At 61.3% G+C, this 26,139-nt stretch carries 27 protein-coding genes; 11 read left to right on the top strand and 16 right to left on the bottom strand.

Going from position 1 to position 26,139, the window contains the following annotated elements; translation table 11 throughout:
* Positions 1 to 98: 98 nt before the first annotated feature.
* Both DVT68_RS20905 and DVT68_RS19975 read right to left on the bottom strand, forming a co-directional pair.
* A complete protein-coding gene (locus DVT68_RS20905; RefSeq protein ID WP_425477544.1) occupies positions 99 to 404 on the bottom strand; it encodes a lysozyme inhibitor LprI family protein in 306 nt (101 codons plus the stop codon).
* A 1,003-nt stretch (positions 405 to 1,407) separates the two neighbouring features.
* The gene (locus tag DVT68_RS19975; protein ID WP_114826980.1) at positions 1,408 to 2,181 is read right to left on the bottom strand and encodes an SDR family oxidoreductase; all 774 of its coding nucleotides are present in this window, start codon (positions 2,179 to 2,181) and stop codon (positions 1,408 to 1,410) included.
* A 99-nt stretch (positions 2,182 to 2,280) separates the two neighbouring features.
* On the opposite strand from DVT68_RS19975, the gene DVT68_RS19970 reads away from it, so the two are divergent.
* Complete coding sequence (locus tag DVT68_RS19970) at positions 2,281 to 2,916, top strand: TetR/AcrR family transcriptional regulator (RefSeq protein WP_114826983.1); 636 nt, start codon at positions 2,281 to 2,283, stop codon at positions 2,914 to 2,916.
* Between the two features lie 417 nt (positions 2,917 to 3,333).
* Here the strand turns inward: DVT68_RS19970 and DVT68_RS19965 are convergent, their stop codons facing one another.
* On the bottom strand, positions 3,334 to 4,275 hold the full coding sequence (locus tag DVT68_RS19965) for an AraC family transcriptional regulator (protein ID WP_233523574.1): 942 nt from the start codon (positions 4,273 to 4,275) through the stop codon (positions 3,334 to 3,336).
* Between the two features lie 124 nt (positions 4,276 to 4,399).
* On the opposite strand from DVT68_RS19965, the gene DVT68_RS19960 reads away from it, so the two are divergent.
* On the top strand, positions 4,400 to 5,233 hold the full coding sequence (locus tag DVT68_RS19960; protein WP_114826979.1) for an oxidoreductase: 834 nt from the start codon (positions 4,400 to 4,402) through the stop codon (positions 5,231 to 5,233).
* 248 nt (positions 5,234 to 5,481) lie between these two features.
* On the opposite strand, the gene DVT68_RS19955 is transcribed toward DVT68_RS19960, so the two are convergent.
* Both DVT68_RS19955 and DVT68_RS19950 read right to left on the bottom strand, forming a co-directional pair.
* The gene (locus DVT68_RS19955; protein ID WP_233523573.1) at positions 5,482 to 6,087 is read right to left on the bottom strand and encodes a M17 family peptidase N-terminal domain-containing protein; all 606 of its coding nucleotides are present in this window, start codon (positions 6,085 to 6,087) and stop codon (positions 5,482 to 5,484) included.
* 17 nt (positions 6,088 to 6,104) lie between these two features.
* Positions 6,105 to 6,725 (bottom strand): hydrolase, encoded by a 621-nt coding sequence (locus DVT68_RS19950; RefSeq protein WP_114826977.1) that lies wholly within the window; start codon positions 6,723 to 6,725, stop codon positions 6,105 to 6,107.
* A gap of 377 nt (positions 6,726 to 7,102) precedes the next feature.
* Between DVT68_RS19950 and DVT68_RS19945 the strand changes: the two genes are divergently transcribed.
* Positions 7,103 to 8,626 (top strand): glycosyltransferase family 39 protein, encoded by a 1,524-nt coding sequence (locus DVT68_RS19945; RefSeq protein ID WP_114826976.1) that lies wholly within the window; start codon positions 7,103 to 7,105, stop codon positions 8,624 to 8,626.
* Between the two features lie 33 nt (positions 8,627 to 8,659).
* Here the strand turns inward: DVT68_RS19945 and DVT68_RS19940 are convergent, their stop codons facing one another.
* Positions 8,660 to 10,036: an MFS transporter gene (locus DVT68_RS19940; protein WP_199536161.1), complete on the bottom strand. Its 1,377-nt coding sequence runs from the start codon at positions 10,034 to 10,036 to the stop codon at positions 8,660 to 8,662.
* Between the two features lie 253 nt (positions 10,037 to 10,289).
* Here DVT68_RS19940 and DVT68_RS19935 point away from each other — a divergent pair, with 253 nt between their 5' ends.
* Positions 10,290 to 11,162, top strand: a complete 873-nt coding sequence (locus DVT68_RS19935) for a LysR family transcriptional regulator (RefSeq protein WP_114826974.1) — start codon at positions 10,290 to 10,292, stop codon at positions 11,160 to 11,162.
* Positions 11,163 to 11,744: 582 nt separating this feature from the next.
* On the opposite strand, the gene DVT68_RS20355 is transcribed toward DVT68_RS19935, so the two are convergent.
* The 4 genes from DVT68_RS20355 to DVT68_RS19910 form a co-directional block, all read right to left on the bottom strand.
* Positions 11,745 to 12,206: a hypothetical protein gene (locus tag DVT68_RS20355; protein ID WP_147281781.1), complete on the bottom strand. Its 462-nt coding sequence runs from the start codon at positions 12,204 to 12,206 to the stop codon at positions 11,745 to 11,747.
* A 97-nt stretch (positions 12,207 to 12,303) separates the two neighbouring features.
* Positions 12,304 to 12,834 carry a hypothetical protein gene (locus DVT68_RS19925; RefSeq protein ID WP_114826972.1) on the bottom strand — a complete coding sequence of 177 codons (531 nt, stop codon included), beginning with the start codon at positions 12,832 to 12,834 and terminating at the stop codon, positions 12,304 to 12,306.
* 453 nt (positions 12,835 to 13,287) lie between these two features.
* Entirely contained in the window at positions 13,288 to 13,557 is a 270-nt protein-coding gene (locus tag DVT68_RS19915) for a hypothetical protein (RefSeq protein WP_114826970.1), read from the bottom strand.
* A 97-nt stretch (positions 13,558 to 13,654) separates the two neighbouring features.
* Positions 13,655 to 14,170, bottom strand: coding sequence for a hypothetical protein (locus DVT68_RS19910; protein WP_114826969.1), 516 nt, complete (start codon positions 14,168 to 14,170; stop codon positions 13,655 to 13,657).
* A 196-nt stretch (positions 14,171 to 14,366) separates the two neighbouring features.
* Between DVT68_RS19910 and DVT68_RS19905 the strand changes: the two genes are divergently transcribed.
* Together DVT68_RS19905 and DVT68_RS20600 are read left to right on the top strand one after the other, a co-directional pair.
* Entirely contained in the window at positions 14,367 to 14,693 is a 327-nt protein-coding gene (locus DVT68_RS19905) for a YkgJ family cysteine cluster protein (protein WP_114826968.1), read from the top strand.
* A gap of 78 nt (positions 14,694 to 14,771) precedes the next feature.
* On the top strand, positions 14,772 to 14,921 hold the full coding sequence (locus DVT68_RS20600) for a hypothetical protein (protein WP_199536160.1): 150 nt from the start codon (positions 14,772 to 14,774) through the stop codon (positions 14,919 to 14,921).
* 108 nt (positions 14,922 to 15,029) lie between these two features.
* Here DVT68_RS20600 and DVT68_RS19900 read toward each other — a convergent pair whose 3' ends face one another.
* The 3 genes from DVT68_RS19900 to DVT68_RS19890 all read right to left on the bottom strand — a co-directional run bounded on the left by DVT68_RS19900 (position 15,030) and on the right by DVT68_RS19890 (position 17,225).
* Positions 15,030 to 15,242: a cold-shock protein gene (locus DVT68_RS19900; RefSeq protein ID WP_114826967.1), complete on the bottom strand. Its 213-nt coding sequence runs from the start codon at positions 15,240 to 15,242 to the stop codon at positions 15,030 to 15,032.
* A 595-nt stretch (positions 15,243 to 15,837) separates the two neighbouring features.
* Entirely contained in the window at positions 15,838 to 16,065 is a 228-nt protein-coding gene (locus DVT68_RS19895) for a hypothetical protein (RefSeq protein ID WP_114826966.1), read from the bottom strand.
* Between the two features lie 254 nt (positions 16,066 to 16,319).
* The gene (locus DVT68_RS19890) at positions 16,320 to 17,225 is read right to left on the bottom strand and encodes a LysR family transcriptional regulator (protein ID WP_114826965.1); all 906 of its coding nucleotides are present in this window, start codon (positions 17,223 to 17,225) and stop codon (positions 16,320 to 16,322) included.
* A 189-nt stretch (positions 17,226 to 17,414) separates the two neighbouring features.
* Between DVT68_RS19890 and DVT68_RS19885 the strand changes: the two genes are divergently transcribed.
* The 5 genes from DVT68_RS19885 to DVT68_RS19865 all read left to right on the top strand — a co-directional run bounded on the left by DVT68_RS19885 (position 17,415) and on the right by DVT68_RS19865 (position 22,717).
* Positions 17,415 to 18,269: an SDR family oxidoreductase gene (locus DVT68_RS19885; protein ID WP_114826964.1), complete on the top strand. Its 855-nt coding sequence runs from the start codon at positions 17,415 to 17,417 to the stop codon at positions 18,267 to 18,269.
* Positions 18,270 to 18,546: 277 nt separating this feature from the next.
* Entirely contained in the window at positions 18,547 to 19,530 is a 984-nt protein-coding gene (locus DVT68_RS19880; RefSeq protein ID WP_158543554.1) for an AraC family transcriptional regulator, read from the top strand.
* A 128-nt stretch (positions 19,531 to 19,658) separates the two neighbouring features.
* The gene (locus tag DVT68_RS20900) at positions 19,659 to 20,042 is read left to right on the top strand and encodes a c-type cytochrome (protein ID WP_114826962.1); all 384 of its coding nucleotides are present in this window, start codon (positions 19,659 to 19,661) and stop codon (positions 20,040 to 20,042) included.
* 10 nt (positions 20,043 to 20,052) lie between these two features.
* On the top strand, positions 20,053 to 21,426 hold the full coding sequence (locus DVT68_RS19870; RefSeq protein WP_114826961.1) for a D-arabinono-1,4-lactone oxidase: 1,374 nt from the start codon (positions 20,053 to 20,055) through the stop codon (positions 21,424 to 21,426).
* A 10-nt stretch (positions 21,427 to 21,436) separates the two neighbouring features.
* Complete coding sequence (locus DVT68_RS19865; protein ID WP_114826960.1) at positions 21,437 to 22,717, top strand: alanine racemase; 1,281 nt, start codon at positions 21,437 to 21,439, stop codon at positions 22,715 to 22,717.
* Between the two features lie 167 nt (positions 22,718 to 22,884).
* Here DVT68_RS19865 and DVT68_RS19860 read toward each other — a convergent pair whose 3' ends face one another.
* From DVT68_RS19860 to DVT68_RS19850, 3 genes are all read right to left on the bottom strand, one after another.
* The gene (locus DVT68_RS19860) at positions 22,885 to 23,154 is read right to left on the bottom strand and encodes a hypothetical protein (protein ID WP_114826959.1); all 270 of its coding nucleotides are present in this window, start codon (positions 23,152 to 23,154) and stop codon (positions 22,885 to 22,887) included.
* Between the two features lie 132 nt (positions 23,155 to 23,286).
* Complete coding sequence (locus tag DVT68_RS19855) at positions 23,287 to 25,650, bottom strand: glycosyl hydrolase family 65 domain-containing protein (protein WP_114826958.1); 2,364 nt, start codon at positions 25,648 to 25,650, stop codon at positions 23,287 to 23,289.
* 66 nt (positions 25,651 to 25,716) lie between these two features.
* Positions 25,717 to 26,139: hypothetical protein (locus tag DVT68_RS19850; protein WP_233523572.1), on the bottom strand; the 423-nt coding region annotated here is incomplete at its 5' end.

The following is a 26,139-nucleotide window of genomic DNA, read 5'->3' as shown; positions in this document are numbered from 1 at the left end:
CTCGACATCCAAAATGAAGCGGCCATAGATGCTGAACTTCATAGGTTCCCCTTGGGTCTGCTATGGGTCGCAAGCCGACCTAAGCGACTGGCACATGCCTAAGGAACCGGCCGACTGGAGTTCATGCGTTGAGTGCGCTCTTCACTGAGCACGGCGATACATGCCCACCGGACGTCTTCGGCACCATTCCCCTTAGATGCCAGCGTAGCCTCAAAATGGCACTGTTTGTCCACGTACTCTTCGAAGGCACTGGACGCATGGCTGAGTGCAGCCAAAGCATCGCTGCGATATTTGGGAGAACCCGGCTCGTCCGTGGATGCTTGGATGGCTTGCCTGGCGTCCATTTCGGCGTTTCTCAAATTCTCTCGCGCCTCCCTTGCCCGCGCCTCGACGCAAGCACTCATAGCTGCATGGTCGCGGCCTTTCCAGCAGTCACGTATGACAGAGGCGACGGATTGGGCAGCCGGGACAGAACCCTCTAGCCCCCAAAGAAGCAATGCGGCGGCAAGCATTACAGACTCCCCCTGAGCCGTCGTGGCAAAGCCGAACTTCTGTTGATTATGTCCGCTCCGGGTCGGAAACGGACGTTCGACTTCCCGAGTCAAGGTTGCCCCTGCCGAGGGAATGTCCTTACAACCAAGCCATCCGCCAGCTTCGATTCCGACGGCTTATTGGGATCCAGTATGTGCAGGGTATTGCACCAAACGCGGTTCTTGTCAGCAAATGAAACTCCGAGAATCAAGTCTCTCTTGTCCTCTCCCGCCTCCCAAATGTTCCCCTCAAGCACTTGCCCTTTCCGTTCCCCAAAGAAGCTTCGCTTTTTACTGCTTAAGTTGAAAGCGAGAATCCTCTGAGTTGGCTCAGAAGGAATGGCATCTCGAGACATTCGGCAGAGGTCAAACGACTCGGCGTAAACCCTCTTACCGTCAAGAGAGACCTCGACTTCAATCGAAGTTGGGCTCTCACACTGGGCGTACCAGTGCCAGACAACTTCGCTTGGAGTGGAAAGTTCTTGCCCATTAGCCGCCAAAGCTGGCGACGAAAGTGGCAGAAAAAAATTCATCGCGCCGACCAACCATAGAGATGCTTTCCTCACCTACCCCCGTCCTCTGCCAACGTATTTTTCTGAAATGACAAGGTCTGCTTCGGGTCGGAAGCAGGCATTCCACCATACCTTGAACGGACCGCATTCCTTCGCCCCCTTTCGGCTCTCAAACAAGAAAAGCGTTGGCGGCGCTTCTCATGGAGGCTGCTGGTCGAGCCGCGTCATCAGGGTGATTGCTGGTCTTCCGGTATATGGCGGCGACTTGGGAATGCGGCCAAGTCGCACCATCAGCTTTTTTTCCAGCGACGGATCCGTCCACCGCACTCTGTACGCTGGCGCATCCGTCGCATCATTCGCCATGGTTAAAGCCGGGCGCCACCCGTCGCATCGATGACCTGCCCCGTGGTCCAGCGTGCTTCATTGGATGCGAGGAAGGCGATGACGTCTGCGACATCGGCAGGTTGACCCAGTCGCGAGAACACCGACATCGCCTCCGCGCCGGCACGCGCCTCGGGTACCGTTAGCCACGCCGCATTCATGTCTGTGTCCGTCACACCAGGCATGACCGTATTAATGGTGATGCCGCGAGAACCGAACTCGGGCGCAAGCGCCAGCGTCAGGGTTTCGAGGGCGCCTTTCGACGCGGCGTACGCAGGATGCGTAGGAGCGGCGACACGCGTAAAACCGGTCGAGACGTTGATGATGCGTCCATTCTCGCGGATGTGGTCGGCAACAGCCTGGATCAGGAAGAATGGCGCCTTGAAGTTGATCGTCATGACCTTGTCGAACAGGGATTCGCTGGTCTGGGACAGGGACATCGCCGGCGCCACCCCTGCATTGTTGACGAGAATGTCGAGCCGGGGCTCTCCCGTGGCAGCGATTGCGGCTGCCTTGAACTGCTCCCAGATACTGTCCGTTGCCACTTTGCCGCGACTCAGGTCACCGTTGATGGCGACGGCTTTTGATCCAAGAGCCTCGATTTCGCGGACCGTCGCGTGAGCTGCATCAGCGTTGGCGCCGTAGTGCACGCCAATCAGCGCAGCGCCTTCTTTCGCAAAGGCCAGTGCTATTGCACGGCCGATGCCACGCGAGCTCCCCGTGATGAGGGCCGTCTTGTTTGCAAGTTTTCCAGACATCGCGCACTCCGTCTTGATCACGTTGAATTGAATAGTGATCGATACAATAATAACGCCGGGAACGCGCTGTCAATGATTTTTATAGGTATCGATATAAAAATGAACAAGACCATCCGAAAGCGTGGCAGGCCGCGGCTCCTGGACCGCGATGTTGGGCTCGATGTCGCCGCACGGCTTTTCTGGGAGCGCGGATACGAGGGAACCTCCATAGCCGACCTGACCGAAGCAATGGGTGTCCCCCCGCCGTCCCTCTACGCAACGTTCGGCTCCAAGGAGGACCTTTACAGGCAGGCGCTCGACCACATCAGTCAGCGTGAGAACAAGGCGTGGCTGGAAGCGATACAGGGAAAAATGTCGGCCCATGATGCGATGGCGTTCTTCCTGCACGACGCTGCGGCACGCTTCACCTGCCCGGACAAGCCGCGTGGCTGCATGGTGTTGAATGCAGTTCTTCAGCACGCCGAAAAGACCGAGTCTGTCGCCCAGTTGGTCGCTGCTCGGCGGGCGCTGGGACTGCAGACCATCAAGGCTCGCTTCGACCGCGCCGTGGCCGAGGGGGAGCTTGCCCCCGGAACCGACACCGATGCTCTCGCATGCTTTTATGTGGTGGTGGTGCAAGGCATGTCTGCTCAGGCGTGTGACGGTGCATCCTTGGCAACGCTGAAGCAGTTGGCTGATATTGCGTTGTCGGCATGGCCTATGCCTGCAGCTCATCGCCAGAAGGCGATTCCGTGAGTGCACTGGGCGGCGCCAGGTACGACACGGCTGTGAGTCTGGGGCTCGGCCACCACGCGCTTACGCGTTCCATACCGGCGGCCAACTAGGCCGCCAGGACCGCAGGGCGATCAGCACTGATGAATTCGGCCTTGGCGACGGCTCAGCAGGCTAATCGCTCCATGCATGCGAAGTCTCTGCTGTGTTGCACCGATCGACTGAATGCGAAGTCGAAAGCGGACATGTCTCTCCAACCGGACCCGGCGTGCATGCCCACCCCGGCTTTCTGTCTACTTCATCGAGTGATCAGTGCCGACAATGTCGCGGGAAGGCAGCAATCTGCCCAAGGCGCCGTCCCCGCCCGTGCCCGCTTCGCGTCGTGAATCAAACATCGCCCGACATCGCCTCTACCCTGTCGCGATACCGGCCTCACATAAGTCAGTGCGACGCAACATAGCTCGACGCCGCCTGCTCAGGCGGTATGGCGAAGTTCGCCCTCATGCGCCTCACCTCCGCTACTGGCGGAAGCCCGAAGAGTCGCTTGAACTCCCGCGTGAACTGCGATGCACTGGCATAGCCAACCGCATAGGCGGCAGCCTCCGCTGTCATGCCCTGCCGAACCATCAACAGGCGGCCCTGATGCAGGCGCGTGGATTTGACGTACTGCATGGGCGACGTTCGCGTGACGGCCCTGAAGTGGCTGTGGAACGAAGGCACGCTCATATCCGCCTCGCGGGCCAGTTCGGCCAGATGGATCGGCTCGGCATAGGCGTCATGGATACGGCGGAGCGCCTTTCCTATCTTGCCGAATTGGCCGCGCATCCCCAAGGCCGCGCGCAAGGCTGTTCCCTGCGCGCCGGTAAGCACGCGGAAATAGATTTCGCGTAGCAGCCCTGGCCCAAGAATTGCGGCGTCCAGCGGCTGGCTCAAGGCCTCCAGGAAACGCAGCACAGAGGCCTGAAGCGCAACATCCATGGGACTGGACATCATGCTTTGCGGCGCCTCCTTTTCGACAGACGCGTGATGGTGATCGAGCTGGATCATCAACTCGGCGGCCATCTGGAAGTCCAGATGCATGTAGATAGCCAGCAACGGATGCTCCGACGTGCCGTCCGACTCCATCGTGAAGGGAACGGGCACGGCAACCGCCAGATAGTGCTGCTGGTCGTAAAGGTAGGTCTGATTGCCGAAATAGCCGCGCTTGCGCCCCTGACACACGATCACGATACCGGGGTCGTACAAAACGGGCGTCCGCGCCAAGGCGCGATCCGAACGCAGGATGCGCACGCCAGGCAACGCCGTGAGGTTGTATCCCTCGTGATGCGCCAACCCCCGGGCAAGGGCGGTCATGCGCTGAGTTGGTTCGCTCACGTGCTGCACGCCCGCACTCCCTGAAGGATCGCGATTCATACAAATAGGCAAGACAATCAGGCGATCCGGTATCAAAGCCGGATCCGGCGAAGCGTATTGTGCACCCTCCTTTCGCCTTTCAGGAATAGTCACCATGTCCACACCAAGGACATTGCTTGTTACCGGGGTCAGCAGCGGATTCGGCCGGGCGCTGGCTCAGGAGGCCCTGGCAAGAGGGCGCCGCGTCATTGGAACCGTGCGAAGCGAGGAGGCCCTGCGCGAGTTCGAAATGCTGGCCCCAGGCGCCGCGATAGGCCGCGTGCTGGACGTCACTGACTTTGATGCGATCGACGGCGTGGTTGCCGACATCGAGAACTCCATCGGCCCGGTGGACGTGCTCGTCAACAATGCCGGATACGGCCACGAGGGCATCCTCGAAGAATCGCCCTTGGCGGAGATGCAACGCCAGTTCGCGGTGAATGTATTCGGCGCCGTCGCCATGATGAAGGCCGTATTGCCGTACATGCGTCGCCGCCGTCGGGGGCACATCCTCAACATCACGTCGATGGGTGGGTACATCACCCTGCCCGGCATTGCCTACTATTGCGGCAGCAAGTTCGCCCTGGAAGGCATCTCGGAGACGCTTGGCAAGGAAGTGGCGCCACTGGGCATCGCCGTTACCGCCGTCGCTCCTGGCTCATTCCGCACAGACTGGGCGGGTCGCTCGATGGCCAGAACACCCCGCTCCATTCCTGACTATGACGAGCTGTTCAACCCCATCCGGACGGCTCGCGAGCAAAAGAGTGGGAAGCAGCTTGGCGATCCGGCCAAAGCAGCGCAGGTCATGCTCGATGTGATCGACAGTCCGTCACCCCCAGCCCATCTATTGCTTGGCAGTGATGCGCTTGGCCTCGTGCGCCAGAAACTGTCTGATCTGGCTTCCGAGATTGATCAATGGGAGACCATATCGCGTTCAACGGACGGCTGACGCTTTCGACTGGTCTGTGGCGATGGCATCGAAGGCACGTCCGATTTGGGTCGAAAGCCAACGTCAAATCCGCCGCTATCGTTGCCAGCTCACGAGTATCGGAGGCGAAATAGACAACCAGCTTTTGCGGCGGCTCGGCCCTTTCGCCTGGGAACCCGCAAACTCTCTGTCGGTACATCTGCTTTGGCGGTTCGTCGCTATCCATTCGCTGGGATGGCATTCGATGAAGGTTTGTCGGGCGCCACGGATCAACCGGCCTTCAGCTGGTCCAGCGTCGCCCGAAATTCCCCGGCCGCGGCCGCAAAACCCGCTGCGCCAACGTCAAATACCCAGCGACGCAATGAAGGCGCCGGCGCCAGGCCGTTAGTTGCCAGGCTCACCTGGGCATCGATGGCTAGAGTAACGGCCTTCATCATTTCCGATGCCGTGTTCGTGGTTTGATTGGGCGCAATCCCCGCATCCAACAGGCTTGGCGCAAAAGCCGCGCTGGCGACGCGAAGTTGCGTGGCGGCACGGACCGCAGTGGCGACCGCCTGAGCCGTCAATGCGGTGGCCCACTGCGATGGCACGCCCATGCCGATCACCATGACGGCGCGTGCCGCGAAGGTTGTTGGCGGCTTGCTGATAAGCAGCGTCTCCATGGGAGCGCCGAGAAACACACCCTCATCGCGCAACTGCACCAGCCTACCCGACAGCGCCTGGTTCAAATGGAGCAATCCGCCGCGAGGCTCGCCGTCCAGCTCGTGGGTAAACATGCAGGCAAAGGAGAGGTCGACATCAGCGGCAACGGCATCCCAAGCGGCAATGTCGAGGGTCACCCCCTGCCAGCTTCCCAGCGACTGCTGTTCGGGCACGCGTCCTCCGGAGGCCATCAAGGCTTGATCATGTCGCGCGCATACGCGAGCCCGATGCCATACCCGCCGGCAAACTCCTCAACAATGGCCCGGGCGCCGTCGTAGGTTTCACGGCGCGTCCAGTCGCGCTGCAGTTCAAGAAGCACCTGGATCCAGCTTGTCATGCGAATACCCGCCGACTGCATCCGAAGCAACGCGAGCTCGTGGCTTCTAGGAGTGAGCCCACCGCAGGCGTCACCGACCACGAATATCTCGTAACCGTCGTTGGCTGCTGATAGCGCAAGGAAGCTCACACAAGCCTCCGTCAGCATGCCGGAAACCAACAGCTTCCTGCGGCCGGTGCGGACGATCGCTTCACGAACGGTGTCGTCCTCCCAGGCATTCATGTTGCGCCGATCGATCGAAGCCACCTCGGGAATGGCGCGCTGAAGCGCCGGCATCATCGGTCCGCTGTAAACCTTGGTAGCCGACGTGGATGCGACGATGGGCAGCGCGAACACCTTGGCCGCTTTCGCCAGCGCGATCGAGTTGTTGAGTAGCACCTGGCGATCTTCCGAACCGACTCCAAAGGCAAGGCCGGCCTGTTGATCGACGAAGACCAAAGTGCAGCTGGTGGGGTCAAGCAGCGGAAGATTCATGGAGGATGCTCCGTTGAACAAAATGCCGTTCCTACACGCCGACGAGTTCGCTGAAATGTCGATTTCGGCGCGCCGTGCAGGAATTCGCCACTGAAGATGTGCTTAGACGATCCGAGTAACCACCCACGACATCGGGACGACCGCAGCAATCCCCGGACGCGTTCAGGCCATTACCTTTACGCCCCACCCCGCGACGGCAGTGCATACGCCGGCCCGTTCGACGCCCGAAGGTCGCCGCGGCCCGCTCTCGGACGTCCGAAGGGTCCGCTCCGCCTCGGAGGCAGACATCGGCATCTTGGGGAGGTATAAGAATCAGCGCCACGGAGACCCCGGACGGGTATCAGGCGGACAGTCGACCTGTTTAAAAGGATGCATCGATGGCTGCGACGAGTGTTCAAGTTCAGGGCGCCATGCCGGAGCCGCGGGGAAGCGCCATGCCGGTGCTGGTCATTGCCCTGCTCTTCGGTCTGGCCCACATCTTCACCAACGGTCAATACGGCTTTCACAGGGACGAATGGCAATTCCTGAGCGATGCGCAGCATCTGGACTGGGGCTTTGTGCCTTATCCCCCCTTGACCGCCGCACTGGAGCACCTTGGCCTCAAGCTGTTTGGCCTTTCACTGGTGGGCCTGCGTCTGTTTTCGGTGCTCGCGCAGGTCCTGGTCATCGTCGCCAGCGGCCTGATGGCTCGCGATCTCGGGGGCGGACGGCTGGCGCAGATCTTTACTGCCATCGCGGTGGCGCTGTCGCCATTGCCGATGTTCCAGGCGACGGAGTTCCAGTATTCCTCGTTTGACCTGTTGTGGTGGGTGCTTATCGCCTGGTGCGTGATTCGCCTGGTACGTGACGATGAGCCACGATGGTGGGCGGCCATCGGCACACTCGCAGGTCTTGGCCTGCAGACCAAGTATTCGATCGCGTTCTTACTTGCCGGCGTGCTGATGGGAGTCCTGCTCACCGACGCACGGCGCCATCTCGCCAATCGTTGGTTCTGGATCGGCGGCGCTATCGCGCTGCTTGTTTTCACCCCTAACTTGGTCTGGCTCGTCCGGCACGACTTCATTTGCTACCGTTTCCTGCAAAGCATCCACTCGCGCGATGTCCGTCTCGGGCGCGCGGACGGCTTCCTGCGGGATCAGTTCCTGTTGAACGCAAATCTGTTCACCGCGCCGGTCTGGCTGGCTGGTCTGTTCGCCTACTTCAGGAATCCCCGCTATCGCTTGCTAGCGTGGATGTATGTGACGCCCCTTCTGCTGTTCCTGCTTGCCAAAGGGCGCTTCTATTACCTCTGCGGCGCTTACCCGATGCTACTGGCGATGGGATCCGTCGTAGGCGAGCAATGGTTGCGCACACTGCGCCCCGCGTGGCGGGCCGGGATCACCACGGTGGCTTTTGCCGGTGTCATCGCTGTCGGCGTCTATGCGGCGCTTCTCATCGTACCCATCGCTTCCAGCGGTCCGTTGCGCGACTTCGCGCTCCGGAACAATGGTGACCTTCGCGAAGAAATCGGCTGGAATGAACTGGTGGCGACGGTGGCGGCCATTCGCGATGCCTTGCCCGCCGAACAACAGGCCCATCTTGGCATCGCCGTGGGCAACTATGGCGAGTACGGCGCCATTGCGCTGCTTGGCCCGCGCTATCACCTGCCCGCGCCCGTCACCACCATCAACTCCGGCTGGTTGCGCGGCTACCCGACGCCAGAGCCGACCACGCTGATCGTTCTGGGAAATTCGCGAGAGCGCGTCGATCAGCTGTTGACCGACTGCCGTCTTGCTGGCCATACGGCCAATGCGTGGGGCGTCACCAACGAGGAATCCCGCGACCATCCCGACATCTTTGTGTGCGGCCCCGCGCGCAAGCCGTGGAGCGAGCTTTGGAAGCGCGGGCCAGACTTTGGGTGATGTACCGCCTGAGCGCTGATGGACATGATCACCTCAACGCTCTCGATGCTGTCGTCGATGAATCGATCCCATCGCCAATGAAATGATGGTGGCCACGATCAGCACAACGCACAACGTGTGCATGGCCGCCTTGAACGCGTGGAGATAGTCCGCGGGGGCCGGCTGATGTCCCAGCACCCCGAAGAACAGGCCACCGATCGTCGCCGCGCCAACGGCGGCGCCAATCTGCAAGGTGGCGGTCACCATGCCTGACGCAACGCCCGACTGCTGCGGCTCGACTTCGGCAAGCACGATGCGGAGCACTGATGGCAGCACAATGCCCTGTCCCGCCCCCATCGCCGCCAACCCCAAATAGAACGCCGGTGTGGGAGGAATGAGTGCTGCGATATGGGTCGCAAGCACCAGACCTGTGGCCAACAGCGCAAACCCCACGCTCAACACGCGAAAGCCACCCCACCTGTGTACGAGGCGTGGCGTAAGCAGAGGGGCCGAGAGAAATCCCAGGCCGAATGGCAAGATCGCCAGACCGGACGCCATCGGCGTCCACTGCAGACCGCCTTGCAGGTAGATGCCGTACGCCAGGAAGAACGCGCTCATGCTGTAAAACAGCAGCGCCAGCGCCAGACCCGTGGCCACGACCGGATTGCGCAGCAGACGCAAATCGAGGAGCGGGTCACGACCGCCAGCGAGTCGGCGCCACTCCACCCGGACCAGCAGCGCCAGGACCGGCAGCGATGCCGCCAGGCACAGCAGCGTCCACGCTGGCCAACCTTCCTCGCGACCGCGGGTGAGTGGATAGATCAACAGGAGCAGGAACAACGAAAGCAGCACCATGCCAGGCACGTCGATGCCTGCACCGCGCGGCGGCCGACTCTCGGGGACGAAACGCCAGGTGCCCCATAGCGCCAGGATTCCGATGGGAAGGTTCACCAGGAAGATCGCTCGCCAGCCCAGCCCAAACGGATGCAGCGTGACCAGCGCGCCTCCGCCCAACTGGCCGATGACCATGGCGATACCGAACACAAAGCCGTAATACCCCATGATCCGCACCTGCTCGTGCGGCGTGAACACGCTGCGGATCGTCGCCAGCACCTGCGGCGCAAGAACCGCCGCCGACAAACCTTGGAGGATGCGGCCAAGGACAAGCTGTCCGCCACCGTCAGCCAACCCACATAACGTCGAGGCCGCCACAAAGCCGGCCATGCCGAGCATGAACAGGCGTTTGCGACCGTAGAGATCGCCAAGCCGGCCACCCGTAATCAGGGCTACCGCATTGGCGCACGCGTAAGCGGACACGATCAGCTGCAACTGCGCGGGCGTGGCCCCCAGCCCATCGCGAATGGAAGGCAAGGCCAGATTGACGATGAAGTAGTCCAACGGCGGCAGGATCGCGCCGACCAGCAGCACCACCAGCGCCCAGCCGTGATGGCCGCGCGCCGAGGCGGAGACCCCCAACAGAGTGGGATTGGCAACCAGCGCGTTATCAGTCATGGGCACATGCCTCGCGAAAACACATGGGTCGCGTACACGCGACCTGTCAGGGAGGCATGTCGGCGCATCACCGACCGGGCTGCCTCAGCGGACGCCATTCTGGGGAAGCTCGTTGAATCGCAAAAGCGGGAAGATATAATCTCTTCCATCGTCAAAACCGATGGATTAATCCATGCGTGGATTCGATCTTGAGCAGTTGCGAACCTTCGCCGCCGTGGCCGATGCCGGCAGCCTGAGTGGCGCAGCCCCGACGCTGCATCTCTCGCAGTCGAGTGTGAGCGAGCAGATTCGCAAGCTGGAGGAGCGCGCCGGTGTGCCTCTCTTTGTGCGCAGCAAACGCGGTGTCAGCGTCACCCCTGCGGGCACGCGACTCCTGAATCACGCAAGGCGCATTGTGGCGCTCAACGAGGCCGCGTTCGACGACCTCCGTGGCCAGGCCATCGAGGGTGAGCTGCGCGTGGCGATCACCGACTATTTCCGCACGCACGAGGTCGCGGGCATGCTGGCCCGCCTGAATGAGTGCTACCCGCAGCTGCGGCTTCACATGAGCTCGATGAAAAGCGATGACATCGAGCGCGCCTACCATCGTGGCCAGCTGGACATTGGCGTCGTCATGAACATGTCCGAAGGCCCGGTACGCGCCGCCAGGCAGGACACCCGCTGGACCCTTCGCAGCGAAACCGTCTCATGGGTCTCATCCCCGGAACTGGCTGGCCATCCACCGTCACCGCTTCCCCTGGTTCTATTGCCAGCCGACTGCCTGCTGCACCAGGTGGCAGTGCAGGCACTGGACCGCGCGGGCATTGCCTACACGATGGCGCACAGCGCAACCGGCGTCGCCGGACTTCAGTCCATGCTGGCGGCAGGTCTCGGCATTGGATGCCTGAGCGCCTCGTCCATGGGTGAAGGACTCGAACGGGTCAACGCACGCCATCGACTGCCAAAACTGCCGGACGTGATCTTCTCATTGCTGCCGCCACGCCAGGGCGAAAGCGAGAGAGTCACGAGAGCCCGGGAAGCGCTGTCCAGGCAACTGCTGGTTTGACTCGCAGAGTGACTTGGTTGCTGATCTGACGATCGGATCAAATGCGGCGCTGGCCGCTTCCAGCTTGGCGGCTGACTTTTCACGTTGTGTGCGTGTGCGCTTTGGGTCGGAAGCGGACGGTGCACGAGCCTAATTCAACCAGGCGTTTAAGCCGGCTTACGCTCCCGATATACGCCGTACCCTGCGAGTGCGACCGCCGCTAGCGACATCCAGTACCGTGCCGTCATCTCGCCCCACACTGCGGTCGCAATTGGGGTGTAGAGGGCCGCAAACACGACGGCAGCGACGAGCCCGAGGGAGGGGCGACGCCAAAGCAAGACTATGGTCAGCGCGCCCAGAAAGCCCCATGCAATCCACAGTGATTGAACAGCCAGTCCAGCCGCGTGCATGTGCCGAACCGTGGCGACGTCAGGCATAAAATGAAAGACGAGATCCATAGCAACGAGCAACGGCCCCAGGGACATGTATCCGATTAGCGATTGGGCCAACCTCTTGGCGATCGATGCAGGTTCTGCCATTGCGCGAATCCTTCTTCGTAATTCTTGCGAATCCAACGACGTCCGCTAAGGGTCGGAAGCGGACCTAATTTGCCTTAATGGACGCCTCACTGCACGACCCTTTTGGCGAACAGAAGGCCAAGTGAGCATTTCGCTGAAATACGGATTCGTAGCCCCGATAGGGCAATGATTTTTCCACCAGCGCATCGCTTATAGCCTTCAAAGTGGCGGGAGCAAACGTGCACTGCCCCGGCTCGACCCTAACCACAAGGCCGCTTGGAAGAATCACCAAGGAAACATCGCAGCGTTGTCCAGCAGGAACCCGCACGTCGCTAAGGAAGTGCTCGGCCGCGTCGGCAATCGCCTGATCGTAAGCCGCTGCAAGGCGCCGCTGGTATGCCGCAAAGGTTGGATCAACGTTGCTCGAATACTGAGGAAGTCGCTCTGTAGAGATAACGCCCACCGGGACCAGTTGGGGCGCAGTTTGAGCTGTTGCATTGCCAGCAGCTAGCAGGCATCCGAGGTAAAACCACGTGCGCTTGTTCAAGCCTTCCCCCAGTTCGTTCTTGTCAGTGTCTGCTCCGGGTCGCAAGCGGACCTTACCGTTTTGAGTTCAAGTCTTCCGCACCTTTGGTATCGGAAGATTAGAAGTCACGAATGGCCGCTACTAGCTGCAAGACTAATCCCGTGACAAGAAGGATAAGGCCGAGCCGCTGGTGTCTCTCAGGCATTGCCCTAAGCTGCGGAGTGAGCGGGTTGGTGACCGTGCCATCCACAACACCGCAAGTCCACATAGCCCAGACAAACATGGTTAATGAAAAACCATAGGCGGCATGCGCGGAGGGCCGGCCAACAAACGTCACAATATTCGCCCCTGCGAATACCCCAAATGCTAGTCCAGTGTGCACCCAGAGCAACGCCGTCCCCACCCAAACGACCAAGAATTGCCTCACCCGCTCACTACGCACTATGGCTTCGGAGAGTATGAGTACTCCTATGAGGCCGTAGGCGATGCCCGCTATGTTTAGGAGCTTCGCCGTAGGAATTGTGTGGAGCCCCGACAGCCAATAGGTGAATGCCACTCCACCTAGTAGCGAGAACAGAATCAGGATGATGTAAAGGGCTGTGACATAGACGCCCGTTGCCTTCGGCCTGACGATTTCAGAGCTAGACATACCCCCCCCTCCAGGTGCCTTCCGCCTCGGGTCGCAAGCGGACCTAAGCGACAGCCTAATCGTTTTCGGTTGTTCGCTCGAAAGATCCCGAGGCCACAAGCGCCTCTGACACTTCGTCCAATACTCTTTCTGCTGCGCTCAACGGCAGGATGAACAAGCCGCCCCAGTCATCCGATAGCTCAAATGAGCCGCCGTCGTATGAACACGTCCAGAGGAAGTCATCTGGCGCTGGCCAAGATCCGGACGTCCTAAACCCCGACAGCCGGCCCTCTAGGATCGCTAAAACGCCCGGAAAGCCTGGCGCCCTGTGGTCACCCAGAAACTTCAGGGTTGGTCGGTCGCTACTGGCGACCGCAGAACGCACCACGAACTGCTCCATACGCGCTCCTTGGCTCACGGGGCTGGGCTCGCTTGTGACCGCTCGGGGTCGGGAACAGACCTTCCACATACGTTTTAGGTCGGAGTCACAGACTGAATCAGAAGGGCGAAACCTTGGAATGTCGCTGCGATCGCTGCACTCCCCGCAGCGCGCTTGTTCCACTTTGATTGCAATTTCACCATTCCAACCAAGGAAACCTTCATATCAATCAACATGTCAGGGCTTCCTATCTCAACATGCCCCGGTGGTGGCTCGTCAGTGGCGGCGAGATACCACCAATAGGCGGCGAGAAATGCGAAAACTACGCTAACGATGTTGCAAGCCAGTTCGATAAATTTCCACATCAAGGCAGCTTCCTGATCGCCCTAAATTGTGAGGTCATGTGTCTGCTCCGGGTCGGTAGCGGACATTAGACCGTTACGCGAATCAACAACTTCCGCCCTAACCGTGTCCGGCCAAATCGGCACCGTGAATCCTTTGAAACCGCACCCACAGGGCGAATGCTCCGTAGGCAGCGGCTTGACCGGCCAGCACGGCTAGAGGCTGCAGGCCACTCCCTTGTGCCCCCAAAGGGGCCAGCATTACCACGCCAAAAATAAATATAAGACAGGCGACTTTCGATCCGCGGTACTCGGCCTCGATCCGATCCAGATGCTTTCTGGCGACACGCGCGAAGATCAGCGTCATTGCAACTGCGATCGGCAAAACGACGTAGGTGAAGGCAACGGCCTTGCTTGAAAGCGGATTCTTTGGATTGATCGGACCAATGGAACAACAGGCTTCCAGCGTTCTACCCACGTCATAGACGTAGGTCTCAAAGAGTCGAAGCACCGATGTGAGAACTACCGCCAACAACAGGCCGACGGGAAGGCAGCCATTAAAGACGTTCCGTCCACGGCCATCGCGTTCCTGGGCGGCACGCGCGGCAACCGAACATAGATAGAACAGTGCTTCCATATCCCCCTCAGCGCTGTCGCCAAGATCCCCAGACAACTTTACCGCGACGTCCGCTATGGGTCGGGAGCCGACATTCCAGGCAGCTTACTTGACCCGGGGTTTCGCAGCTCCTTGGCGAACAAAACGCAGAGGAAAGAGCACTCCGCCCCCTTTTTGACCTTGTACACTACAGGCGAAGCCCGGAGGCTTCTTGCGCATGATCTCGCTGGCCAGCACCGTCAAGGGCGTTGCACACTGTTCCACCTGTGAGGCCGTGTGCTGCCGCCTCAAAGTCGTCCTGCAGCCAGAGGACCACATCCCCGAACACCTCACGATTTACTCGCCCGAAGGCCTGCATCTCATGAAGCGTGGCGAGGACGGATGGTGTGTCGCGTTGGACAGGGTACGCAGGAACTGCAGTATCTACGAAACCCGGCCTTCCGCGTGCGGCCGCTTTCTCATGAATGGGCCCTATTGCAAGGCCATTCGCACCGAGTACAGCGGGGCCGATGGCACCAGAGCGTGGCACGAGCCAGTCGCATAAGGTTTGCCGCCCCACCACATCGCCGCCGGATGCAACCCGCAAGTCCGGCCTTTCACTACCAAGTCAGGAAGCGTCCCATTGGCAAAGACAAACTATTCCTTCGAAAAGCGCCAGCGCGAAATCGCAAAGAAGAAGAAGCAGGACAGCAAGCAGGCCAAGAAGACGGCATCGCGCGACGGCGCGAAGATGGGCCCCGATACCAAGGCGTCGACCGCCACGGATGCATGAGTTGCGCCGGCACTCCCGCCATGCGCTGATCAAGTGCGCGTTGGCGCCGTTAGAGGCCAAAAAAAAGCCCAGCACGAGGCTGGGCTTTTTTGCGTACTTGCAGGGTCCTTAGACCACCTGAACCTGCTCTGCCTGCAGGCCCTTCTGGCCCTTGGTCACGGTGAAGGACACCTTCTGACCCTCGACCAGGCTCTTGAAACCCGAAGACTGGATCGCGCGGAAGTGCACGAACACGTCGTCACCACCCTGGTCTCGGCTGATGAAGCCAAAACCCTTTGCATCGTTGAACCACTTCACAGTGCCGGTTTCTGTCTGGGACATGTTTTTTCTCCTTGGAACGAGTAAAGCCGCATAGCGGCGAAAAGGCTGGTCGCAAGGAGGAAGCGGGTACAACGGTGTAGTGAAACGGCGGTCTACAGCATCGGGCCACAATTCATGGTGACCCTTGAAACTCAGCCCGCGCACGGTAGCGGTTGTTGGCTCAAAGAGCAAACGGCGGACAACCTCCCGTTCAGAATGCGCCACCTTTCCCGCACACGCATCATCCACACGTGCAGTAGATCCAAGCGGGTCCTGAAGTGCGCACCGATATGCCCGAAACGGGCGGGCTAACAAGGGAGAAATGGGTCTGCTTCGGGTCCGAAGCGGACCTGCCGCCTTTTGGGTCGCAAGCGGACAATATCAGAGTGCTTCCAACGCCCGCACTCAAGCACCTGGATGGAAAATTCCACCCCAACCATGCGCAGCTCATGGGCCCGATCAGGTCCGTTTTGGCAGCATCGTTGTCGCGTAGGCAAAGGCCGTACACGCCATCCGCGACAAGTGTTCGATGCGCGTCAGGCCCGCAGTCGACCGGGCAACATTGAAGTCGCCTTCGCGAACCTCGCAATGACGGCGAAGCCATTCCCCGCGCGAATCACCCGTGCGCGTGGAACGGCGTGGGGACAAACGTGGAGGGGGCTTCCTCCATGAGTACGGGCACCTGTTTCTGGCTGTGACAGGAGCCGCCCCAGGGCGCGGGGCCGTCGCAGGCGTAGCGATCGACGACGGCATCGAAATCGCAGGAGTAGCCGCGATCCTGCAGTCGCATCGCGCGGTGGCAGATCGGGCAGGTCGGCTCGGTGGTCAGTGCGCGCCGTGTCATGGTCACATCCCCTGAAGTGAGTGATCAGATGTCCGCGTTGGCCGAGAAGGTTCCATCGATCAGGCCGTTCGCCCGGGGTTTGTCCTGTGTCGACCGGCGCCACCTCCTTCGGCCTCGCTGTTCGCGAGGCGGCCGATGGGCGACGGTCAAGCAGGCTCTCCGTGCGCCATCAGTGTGAACGGGGGGTGCGTGATGGGGGCGTGCACGCATGGCAGTTGAGGAACGAGAACAATTCACATCCGGCCGGGCTGGTTCTACTGCCCGGTAGCTGCGGGCAACTTCGCCGCCAGAAAATCAATCAGCGCGCGCACGGCCGGCAACAACCCGCGACGGGTCGGAAATACGAGGTGCGCGATCCCCAGGGGAGCGTTCCATTGCGGCAGCACGCGCTCCAGCCTGCCATCGGCGAGATCAGCGCGGACGACATTCTCGGGTAGCTTGGTGATGCCCAGCCCTTCAAGTGCTGCAGCACGCAGCACGACAAAATCGTGGCAGCGAACCCTGGGCGCGATCTCGATGCGCGCCATCTGGCCGTCCGGCCCGCGCAGCTCCCAAGTCTGATGTTCGGCCTCGCTGTCGAAGGCGAGTGTGTCGAGTCCGGCGAGGTCGGCCGGCCTACCGGGGCGCCCAACCTTGTCCAGATAGTGCGGACTGGCCACCAATAGTTCGCGCACCTCTCCAAAGCTGCGCATGACGAGGCCGTCTTCGCCGGTGGGCTGCGCTCGCACACGCAACGCGACGTCGAACCCTTCATTCAAAACGTCGACCCGGCGGTTGCTGACGTGAACTTGCAGTCGAACCGCCGGGTGCTCGCGCAGGAACTCGGGGAGGATCCCGGCGAGCATGGTCCGCGCCATCGGCGTTGGGCAGCTCATGCGCACCACCCCACGGGGTTCGGCGCGCGCGAACTCGACAACGTCCAATGCCGCGTCGGCTTCCGCCAGCATCGCCATCGCATGCCGGTGCACGTCAGCCCCGACTTCGGTCACTGAGAAGCGTCGGGTCGACCGCTGCAGCAGGCGAACATTGAGCCGCGCCTCCAAGGCTGCCACATGGCGAGAGAGGCGAGATTTCGGGATGCCAAGGGCGCGGGACGCCTTGGCATAGCCCCCGTGCTCGACGACCTGTGCGAAGTAATAGAACTCCTCCAGAGGCTGCATGGGGCCCGTCCATTAACACCAAATATGGGACATCATGTTCCACAAGTGCCTGATTATCAATCAGTGTTCCATTGATTAGCCTAATCCTCGCCGTCTCCCATGGACTCGAATGGTGAGGGACGGGCTCCAGGTTCCTGCCTGGACTGGCTGGCTCTTCGCCTCTTGGCTATGCAATTTCGGAGAACATCAATGATCGCTGTGACAGGTGCAAACGGCCAGCTTGGCCGCCTCGTGATCAACCAATTGCTGGAACAGGTCTCTCCAGACCAGGTTGTGGCTGCGGTCCGCGACCCAGAGAACGCCACTGATCTTCGCGCCCTGGGCGTGGAACTCCGTCAGGCGGACTACGACGATCCGGCGTCGCTACGGAAAGCGTTTGAGGGCGTAGAAAAAGTCCTGCTGATCTCTTCGACGGTGCCCGGGCAGCGCCTGCGACAGCACAAGGCGGTGATCGATGCCGCGCGCGATGCCGGCGTCAAGCTGATTGCGTACACCAGCATGCTTCGCGCTGACAGCTCGCGGAGCGTGCTTGCCGCGGAACACCTGGCGACGGAGAACTACCTGGTCGCGTCCGGAGTCGATCATGTTCTTCTGCGAAACGGTTGGTACATCGAAAACCACACGGCGGCGCTCCCGATGGCGGCGGAGCACGGCGCGTTGATGGCGAGCTCGGGGTCCGGGCGATTTGCCTCGGCGGCTCGGGCAGACTATGCCGCTGCCGCGGTGGCCGTTCTCACGCAAGCCGGGCACGCAAACAAGACCTACGAACTTGCAGGCGACACGGCGTTCACCCTGGATGATCTGGCGACTGCCGTATCCGCGCGGCTCAATCGCGAAATCGCCTATCGCGATCTCTCGCCCACCGAGTACGAAGCGGCTCTCCTCGGTATGGGGCTGCCCCAGATGATCGTTGACGTGATCATCGACGCGGATGCGGTTGCCTTGAAAGGCGACCTGGACAGCTCCTCGCGTGAGCTTTCAACGCTGATCGGAAGGCCGACCACCACGCTGGCAGAGGCTGTCCGGTCAGCGCTCCCTGCGTAGTCACTGGAGTGACGTGATGGACGCGGCCGCCTCTGCTCACCGGCGTGGCCGCCCCAACGGGGGCGGCGCGCTGACCGAGCCCGTTGGATGGGCTGTCGCGACCTCCGGGCACTGGAGCCGCATTCCCTCCCGCAAAACCGCCAAGAGGAGCGGTTCCTACCAACGGACCAACCGTTGTGCAGGGCACGATTACTACAGTCGCTGGGACAACTAGACTCATCCGATGCCTCGCCATCGAATCGAGCCGGACGAGTTAGCCCCAGAGATCTCACCGACCATGCTCGTTGCGGTGCTGGAATTTGCTGCGGAGTGCGGCGTTCCTTCGGAACAACTCACCGCCGGCCTCGGCTTCAACCTCGAGGACTTGAAACGGGGCGGGCTACTGTCGAGTCGGCAAGCCTGGCAATTGCTGCGGCGGGCATTGAAACTGAGTGGCCGCCCGGATTTTGGCCTCGAGCTTGGGCGCCGCGAAAACCTGTCGCACTTCGGACTGCCGGGTTCTGCGATGCGTACCGCGCGCACGCTGGGCGAAGCCACTGAGGTTGGCATCCAGTATCAACGCCAGACGGGCGCACTGACCGACGCGTGGCTGGAAGTTGACGGAACACAGGCTGTGCTTCTGTGCCAGTCACGACTGCGTGACCGGGCGCTGCTGCCCTTCGTCATCGAGGAAGCGTTCGCGAGCATATTCGCGGTTGCCCGACAACTTGTGGGGCCCTCCTTCAGGCTTACTGCCATGGAGTTCGCTTATCCGGCGCCGCGCTACATGGCTCGCTATCGTGAGATTTTCGACTGCCCCATGCGATTTGGCGCCCCGGAAAATCGCTGCGTATTCGAAAGCCATTGGCTCGACGTCCCACTGGCGGAGCATGCCCCGGCGACCTCCCTCGAACTGCGCGCTCAACTTGAGCGCCTTTCCGGCAGGTCAGGTGCGGCACAAATCATCGCCGCCCTGGAACAGGTGCTGTCGCGTACGGATCATGCAGCCATGTCGATCGAAGAGGCGGCCGTCGCGCTTTGCCTGTCGGAACGCACGCTGCGCCGCCGCCTGGCCGAGGCGGGGGCCACTTTCAAGCTCGTCAGCGATCGCGTGCGCGCGAACCTGGCCCGGCAGTTGCTGCAAGAACGCGGCTTCACCGTAACCGCCGCGAGCGAACACCTGGGATTCAGTGACGCTCGCGCATTCAGGCGCGCCTTCAAGCGCTGGCTCGGCCAGACACCAGCGCAGACGCGTCAAGGCCAGGGAACGCCAGGTTATTGACCTGTGTGCGTCGCCCCGGTGCTCGCCTGGCCCCGGCGCCAGCGCGCGAAACAGACATTCGGGCAAATGCGGCTGGCCATCGATTTGGCCAAAAATGGGCCTATCCGGCGCCTGTACCGTCCTGTTGAATGCAGCGAGATATTCCGGGGAATCTCGACATGCGCCGTTTTGTCTTGTGCTTGCTGGCAGCCGCCGCCCTGGGCGGCTGCGGGAATGGACAGACCTCGGCCGGGTCCTCGCCCCCCGTCGCCGCGGACCCACCAGCATCCGTGGCGGGGATTTACGTCCGCGCATGCAAGAACTGCCATGCGGTCGCCGGCACCGGCGCCCCACAAACGGGTGATCGAGCTGCCTGGGCCCCCCGGCTCGCCCAGGGCGATGCCGTCCTGCTGGACCACACCTTCAATGGGTTCAAAGGCATGCCTCCGATGGGGGCTTGCATGGATTGCGGCGAGTCCCAGTACCGGGCATTGATCGAGTACATGGCCGGCAGCCCGTTACCGAAGAAATAGGCGATTACGAATGGCCCTGACACGACGTGAATGGCTCAAGGCCGCAGGACTACTCGGAGCCGCGGCGCTGCTTCCCAAGGCCTTGCGCGCCCAGGCGCCCGAGCGGATCGTCGCCTGGCGCAACTGGTCTGGCGCGCAGAGCTGCATGCCTGCCGCGCGCCTTGCCCCCGCCACCGAAGAGGCACTGGTCGCGGTGGTTCGCGACGCACCCTCGATACGGGCGGTTGGTTCCGGGCATTCCTTCTCAGCGTTGGTGCCGACCGACGGAACGCTGGTGTCCCTGGGCAATCTCTCGGGGATCATCTCCCACGATGCCGACCAACTGCAGGCTGAGATCTGGGGCGGCACGCCCATGTCGCAACTGGGCGAACCTCTGAAGGCGATTGGCCAGGCGCTGCCTAACATGGCGGACATCGACTACCAGACCCTGGCCGGCGCCATCGCAACCTCGACACACGGCACCGGCGCCAAGTACGGCTCGTATTCTTCCAATGTCGTAGGCCTGCGCATCGTCACGGCCAATGGCGACGTGCTCGACTGCGACGCCAACGCCCATCCTGATGTATTCAACGCGGCGCGCGTCTCGCTCGGCGCGCTCGGCGTGGTCACGCGCATCCGCCTGCAGAATCGCAAGCCCTTCCGACTGCGCCGACACGAATGGGTACAGGAGACAGACGCGTTGCTTGAAGACCTTCCACGCCTGGTTCGTGAAAACGACCATTTCGAGCTGGAAGCGGTACTGCACTCGGATATAGCGCTCGCCAGCGCCATGAACGAAACCACCGATCCGACCACGCTGGCGAAAGAGGCCGGCGGGGATGGCGACAAGTTCGATACCCTGCGCGACATCAATACGAAGTGGCGAGGGTCGCCTCGGGTCCAGGCGCTCATGCTCAACGTCGCCGGCAAGCACCTCATGAGCTTTCCTGACGTGCGCGACGATTCGTACAAGGTTTTCGCCAACGTGCGCGACGTTCGCTTCAACGAAATGGAGTACTCGATTCCGGCCGAAGCGGGTCCCGCCTGCTTGCGGGAGATCTTGAACAAGGTTCGCGAAGAAAATCTCGACTGCTTCTTCCCGGTCGAATACCGCTATGTCAAAGCCGACGATATCCCGCTATCCATGTTTCAAGGGCGGGATTCGTGCTCGATTTCAGTCCATCAGTACTATGAGATGGACTATCACGCCTTCTTTGCCCAGATCGAGCCGATCTTCTGGAAGTACGATGGCCGGCCACATTGGGGTAAATTGCATTCGCTGAATGCGCGGCTGCTGCAGCCTTTGTATCCAAGGTGGAAGGAATTCCTCGAGGTACGCGAGGCCCTCGATCCCCAGGGGAAATTCCTGAACGCGCACTTGCGCTCGGTCTTCGGTCTGGGTTGAGGCGGGAACCATGAAACGACGGGATTTCCTGCTTGGCGGCGCCGTCATCGCGGCAGGCTTGGCGTGGTGGATGAAGCCCGGCGATCGGGGAGCGCCCTACACGGAGTATTTCCGCGCGCTCAATCGCGAACTCAAGGCGCATGGTTCGATGCAGCCTTCGATGCTGATCGATCTCGACCGACTCGACCATAACATCGACCAGGTCGCGGCGACTTTGAGGAACGCCGGCAAGGCATGGCGCATTGTCGAAAAATCGCTGCCATCGCATAAGCTGATTGACTACATCTCGCGGCGCGCCAACACACGACGGCTCATGTCATTCCATCAGCCGTTCCTCAGTCTTGATACGGAGTTCTTTCCGGATTTCGATGTGCTCATGGGCAAGCCGTTGCCGGCACGCGCTGCACAACGGTTCTATAGCGAACACAAGCCGGGCGGCTTTGATCCTTCAAGGCAGCTGCAATGGTTGATCGACACCCCCCAACGTCTCGCCGAGTACCTGCAGTTGGCGCAGGGCTTGGGTACCAAGCTGCTGGTGAATATCGAACTCGACGTCGGCCTGCACCGCGGCGGCATCGCCGATGAAGCGCCACTGAGGGAGCTGCTCGACGTCATAGCCGCCAACCCGCTTCACCTGGAGTTCGGTGGCTTCATGGGTTACGACGCCCATGTCGGCATGGGCGTGCCGGCCATTTTTGGCAGCGCACCCGAGCTTCTGTCGAAGGCGATGGCGATTTACGCCCGTTGCGTCGACTTCACGCGAAGGGAGTATCCGCAACTGTGGCGCAACGACCTGACCCTCAATGCCGGAGGAAGTCCGAGCTACACGTTGCACCCGCGTGAAAGCATCAGTAACGACATCAGCACGGGCACGGCTCTGCTCAAGCCTTCGCACTACGATCTCGATACGCTGAGTGCGCATGTGCCGGCTGCCTACATAGCGACGCCGGTATTGAAGAAGACGGGTCCAATACGCCTGCCCGCGCTGGATGACAAGTCGAAGATATTCTCCTGGTGGGACCCGAATCAGCGCGAGACGTTCTTCGTATACGGCGGATGGTGGCGTGCCGACTTCGCTTCGCCCCGGGGTTTGCAATTGAACGAGATGTTCGGACGCAGCGCAAACCAGGAGCTCGTCAACGCGTCGCCTGCCGTCGGTCTCCACGTCGGAGACCAGATTTTTCTACGCCCGCAAATCAGTGAATCGGTGCTGCTTGAGTTTGGCGACCTGGTGATTCTGCGTGGCGGCAAGATCGTCGATAGCTGGCCGGTGTTTCAGGCGGAGAGCTGATTGTCCGTGTGATTGCCCCGGCGCCTCGTTCAGCGGCGTCCGGAAGCCGAGGTGAGAGCGCACCTAGGGGGGCCTCACGCGGAGTCGGCCTGACGAGTGGGCGGCAAGCCCCTGATTGTCCGCCATGGATCGGAAGAAGCCATGGGAAGGCACCGGAAGCGCCCGGATCAATGACGCGACTTTCCCACGGCGCCTTTTTCCGCCCCTTCGCCGGCCAGCGCCCAGAACCAGGCGGCGATCACGAGTACGCGATTGGTCTCCCAGTAGGCGGTCGTGGCCAGAATCGCGACCAGCAGGCGCGGCGCAAACAGCCATCCCAGCCACCAGAGAAATCCACCACTGACCACGCTACTGAACAACAGCGTCAGGCGAGGGAAGAAGAACATCGCCACGACAAACAGCCAGCCATGGACATCCCAAAAGTTGTGGTGTGCCATTGCGCCTCCAAAACCCTGTGCGCCGATTGATGCTGCCTGGGCCTGCCGTTGGATCTGTCCGTCATCGGTCGCAAGCCGATGGTAAACCGTGTTCCTGCGACCCTGCCCAACCAAGCGCTCACGCCGTTGGTGTCAGCCACCTGGCGCCGACGGAATCACGCGCGTGTTCACTATCAAGGTCCTGCCCTGCGCCAGTGTTTCCTGGCCGGAAGGTGTGCGAACGGTGGCCTGCGGCCCGCTCGTCAGTGTCACGTCGGTCTGCTGCGGCGTGACATCAACATCGAAGGTCCGCCCCTGCCAATGCATGCCCTTCAGATACACGCGTGACAGGGCCGCTCCCTCCACAGGGTCGCGCGGCAGTACGGGAGCGAGGGCGATGCCATCTTCGCGGAATCGGAATCCGGCAATGCCATTGGACAGCGCTTGCAGAAACCCGCCCGCGCCGGTCACGAAGGTATAGGCCGGATAGCCCTGCCCCGCGCTCGGTGACATGATCGATGTCTCGTTGAAGTTGAGGTAAGGGCCCATGACGTAGGGCTCATAGGCCCGGTTGAAGAACGTGACGAAGCTCGGCAACCCGAATTGCGCCGCGATGATGGCCTGGACGGAGTTGGTCATGGCCGGCCCCAGCGGGTCGGTGCGGGCGGCGTAGAAGTTGAGGTCGTTGATGGCAACGTCCGACGGCATCGGGTATTCCATCGGATAGCTCAGGAGCACGACGTCAGCCTGCTTGAGCTGCTTTGAGGAGCTGGGCGAATACCCGGCAAATTGCAGGTGGATGCGACGCTCGGGGTCGAAAATGGGCGGTACGATTTCCCCACTCCGCTCCCGCCATGCCGCGGGCGCTTCAAGGCCGAGGAGCTGTGCGACATGGATCGCCAGATGGATGGCCAGGATGGCGCTGCCGTTGGTGTAAGCCGCGTCGGTGGCGCCAACGGTGTATTCGTCCGGGCCGTCGACGTCCCGGATGCTGTAGCTCCCGTCCGGGTTCTTGGTCGCGCGCGAGCAGTAGTAATCCGCAATCGCCTTCATTACGGGCCAGCCGTAGCTTCTCAGCCAGTCTTTATCGCCGGTCGCTTCGTAATACTGGTATTGCGCCAGTGCGATATCCGCCTGCAAATGGATTTCAGGGGTTTCGCCGCGGTCCACAGCCAGGAGTCCATTGCCTGACGTCCACGGAAAGAAGCCGCCGCGCGTCGCGCGGACCTCTGAGGGACGTTCCTTGACGTTGCGCAACGCGTTGGGCAACGCGTCGTATCGGTAGTCCACAATCGACTTCGCCAGCTCCGGATGCATGGCCAGCAGGAACGGATACATCCACGTCTCGGCATCCCAGAAGATCATCCCCGCGTAGTTGTCACTGGTGAGGCCCGCCGGCGCGATGCTTGCGCGGGCGCCCTGCCGCACATTGGCATAGAGCGCGTATTCGGATGCGTGGATGACGCTCTGCAGATGCGGATGGTCGGCGTCGACGATGACGTCGCTCTGCCAAAGATCCAGCCACGCCTGCTCGTGGGCATCCAGTAGTCGTGCATAAACAGCGGCGGGATCGCGACCACCTTCGTACGAGCCGTCAGCGGCCGCCTTCGCCACCTGGCGCGCGGTCTCCCCGACGTCTGCTGCAGGGCCGGGCCTGTCGGATGCGGCGGCGACCCCGACGTACTTGATGAAGGTGTAGGTCGTTCCGACCACGGGCGTGAACGACCAGCTCAGCCCTCGCTGGTCGTCATCGTCAAGCACCGTTGCCGGCCGGAGGCCAGAGGGCGCGGATACGGTGAATGCCTCCACGGCCTTGGTATGCAGGATGTCGCTGGCGATTTCCACCTCGGCGCTGTTCGTCGCCACATTTGACGACGACCGATTCGACTGTACGGCGGCGCGTCTCACGCCGCGCAGGTCGAGGAACGCATCGACGTTCATGGGCCCGCGCCAATCCAGCGGAGTCACGTCCATACGCACGACGCCAAGCCGTGCATATTTTTGATGCGCGAAGATCGTCCACGTCAGCCGCGCCTTGTTGCCACCTGGGGACGTCCACACGACCGACGTGGTTACCACGCCATGCTGCATGTCGGTGGCCTGGTGATAGTTCGACAGCTGCGCAGCCGACAGCGTGAGCGGGTCGTAACGACCCGAGTCATCGCCTATCGTGAGGGAAGACCACGTGGGCAGCGCGGACAGATAGGCCGCCCTGCCGTAGTAGCCGGCAATCAGGGCCGAGGTATAGCGCGGAGTGCGCAGCGGCCATGACGAACTGTCGTCAGGTGGGTTCGTCCCTACCCAATAGCCCTCGCCAGCCGCCGGAATGCGCAAGCCCAGGTAGCCGTTACCGACAAAGGGCTGGTTGGTGAAGGTCTCCTTGTAGGTCTCGCTACCAAGCACCCACGAGGACGGAACGGCCGCAAGCGGCGCGGCCACGGATGCGCCTGCGCCGATGAAAGCCAGCAACGCTACCAACACGACGCGGACGCGCATGGAATCGAAAAGTGGCCTCATGCGGTCGCTACCCAATGGATCATTCCCTTTCCTTGTCTAAGTTCCAGCGTCGATCAGAAGTGGACATCAAGATTCGGATTCGTTCCGTTCGCGTTTCGGCGAGATGGGGTGGCCAAGCTTTGAAGCGATGACTGAGACCGAGTTAAAGAGCACCCAAAGCGCCAGCAGCGCCATCAGGGCGTGCGTTGGCGTGGCGAGGAAAGAGCCAATTTCACTTTCTGGCGCTAATTGACGGACAGCCGTTCCTCCCAGGAGGAACAGAACAAGGCCTGCGTATAGTGCAATCCCCGTTGGCGTCAGTTTGCTCACCAACAAGGATCTCGGCTGGCGTGCTGCTGTCCGTCGTTTGATCCACAGCCCTGACGCGACCACCAGCGCGCAAGGCGCAATGATCATGACCAGCACCATCAGAACTGTCAGCGCCTCCGACATGGTCACCCCTTTGACGAGCCAGCGTTGCAACAGGTTGAACGTTCCCGCTCCGAGTCG

Origin of the sequence: Dyella solisilvae, assembly GCF_003351225.1 — a bacterium.
GTDB classification, from domain to species: domain Bacteria; phylum Pseudomonadota; class Gammaproteobacteria; order Xanthomonadales; family Rhodanobacteraceae; genus Dyella; species Dyella solisilvae.
The sequence above is the reverse complement of the archived record's forward strand: the minus strand, read 5'-3'. Positions and strand labels throughout refer to the sequence as shown.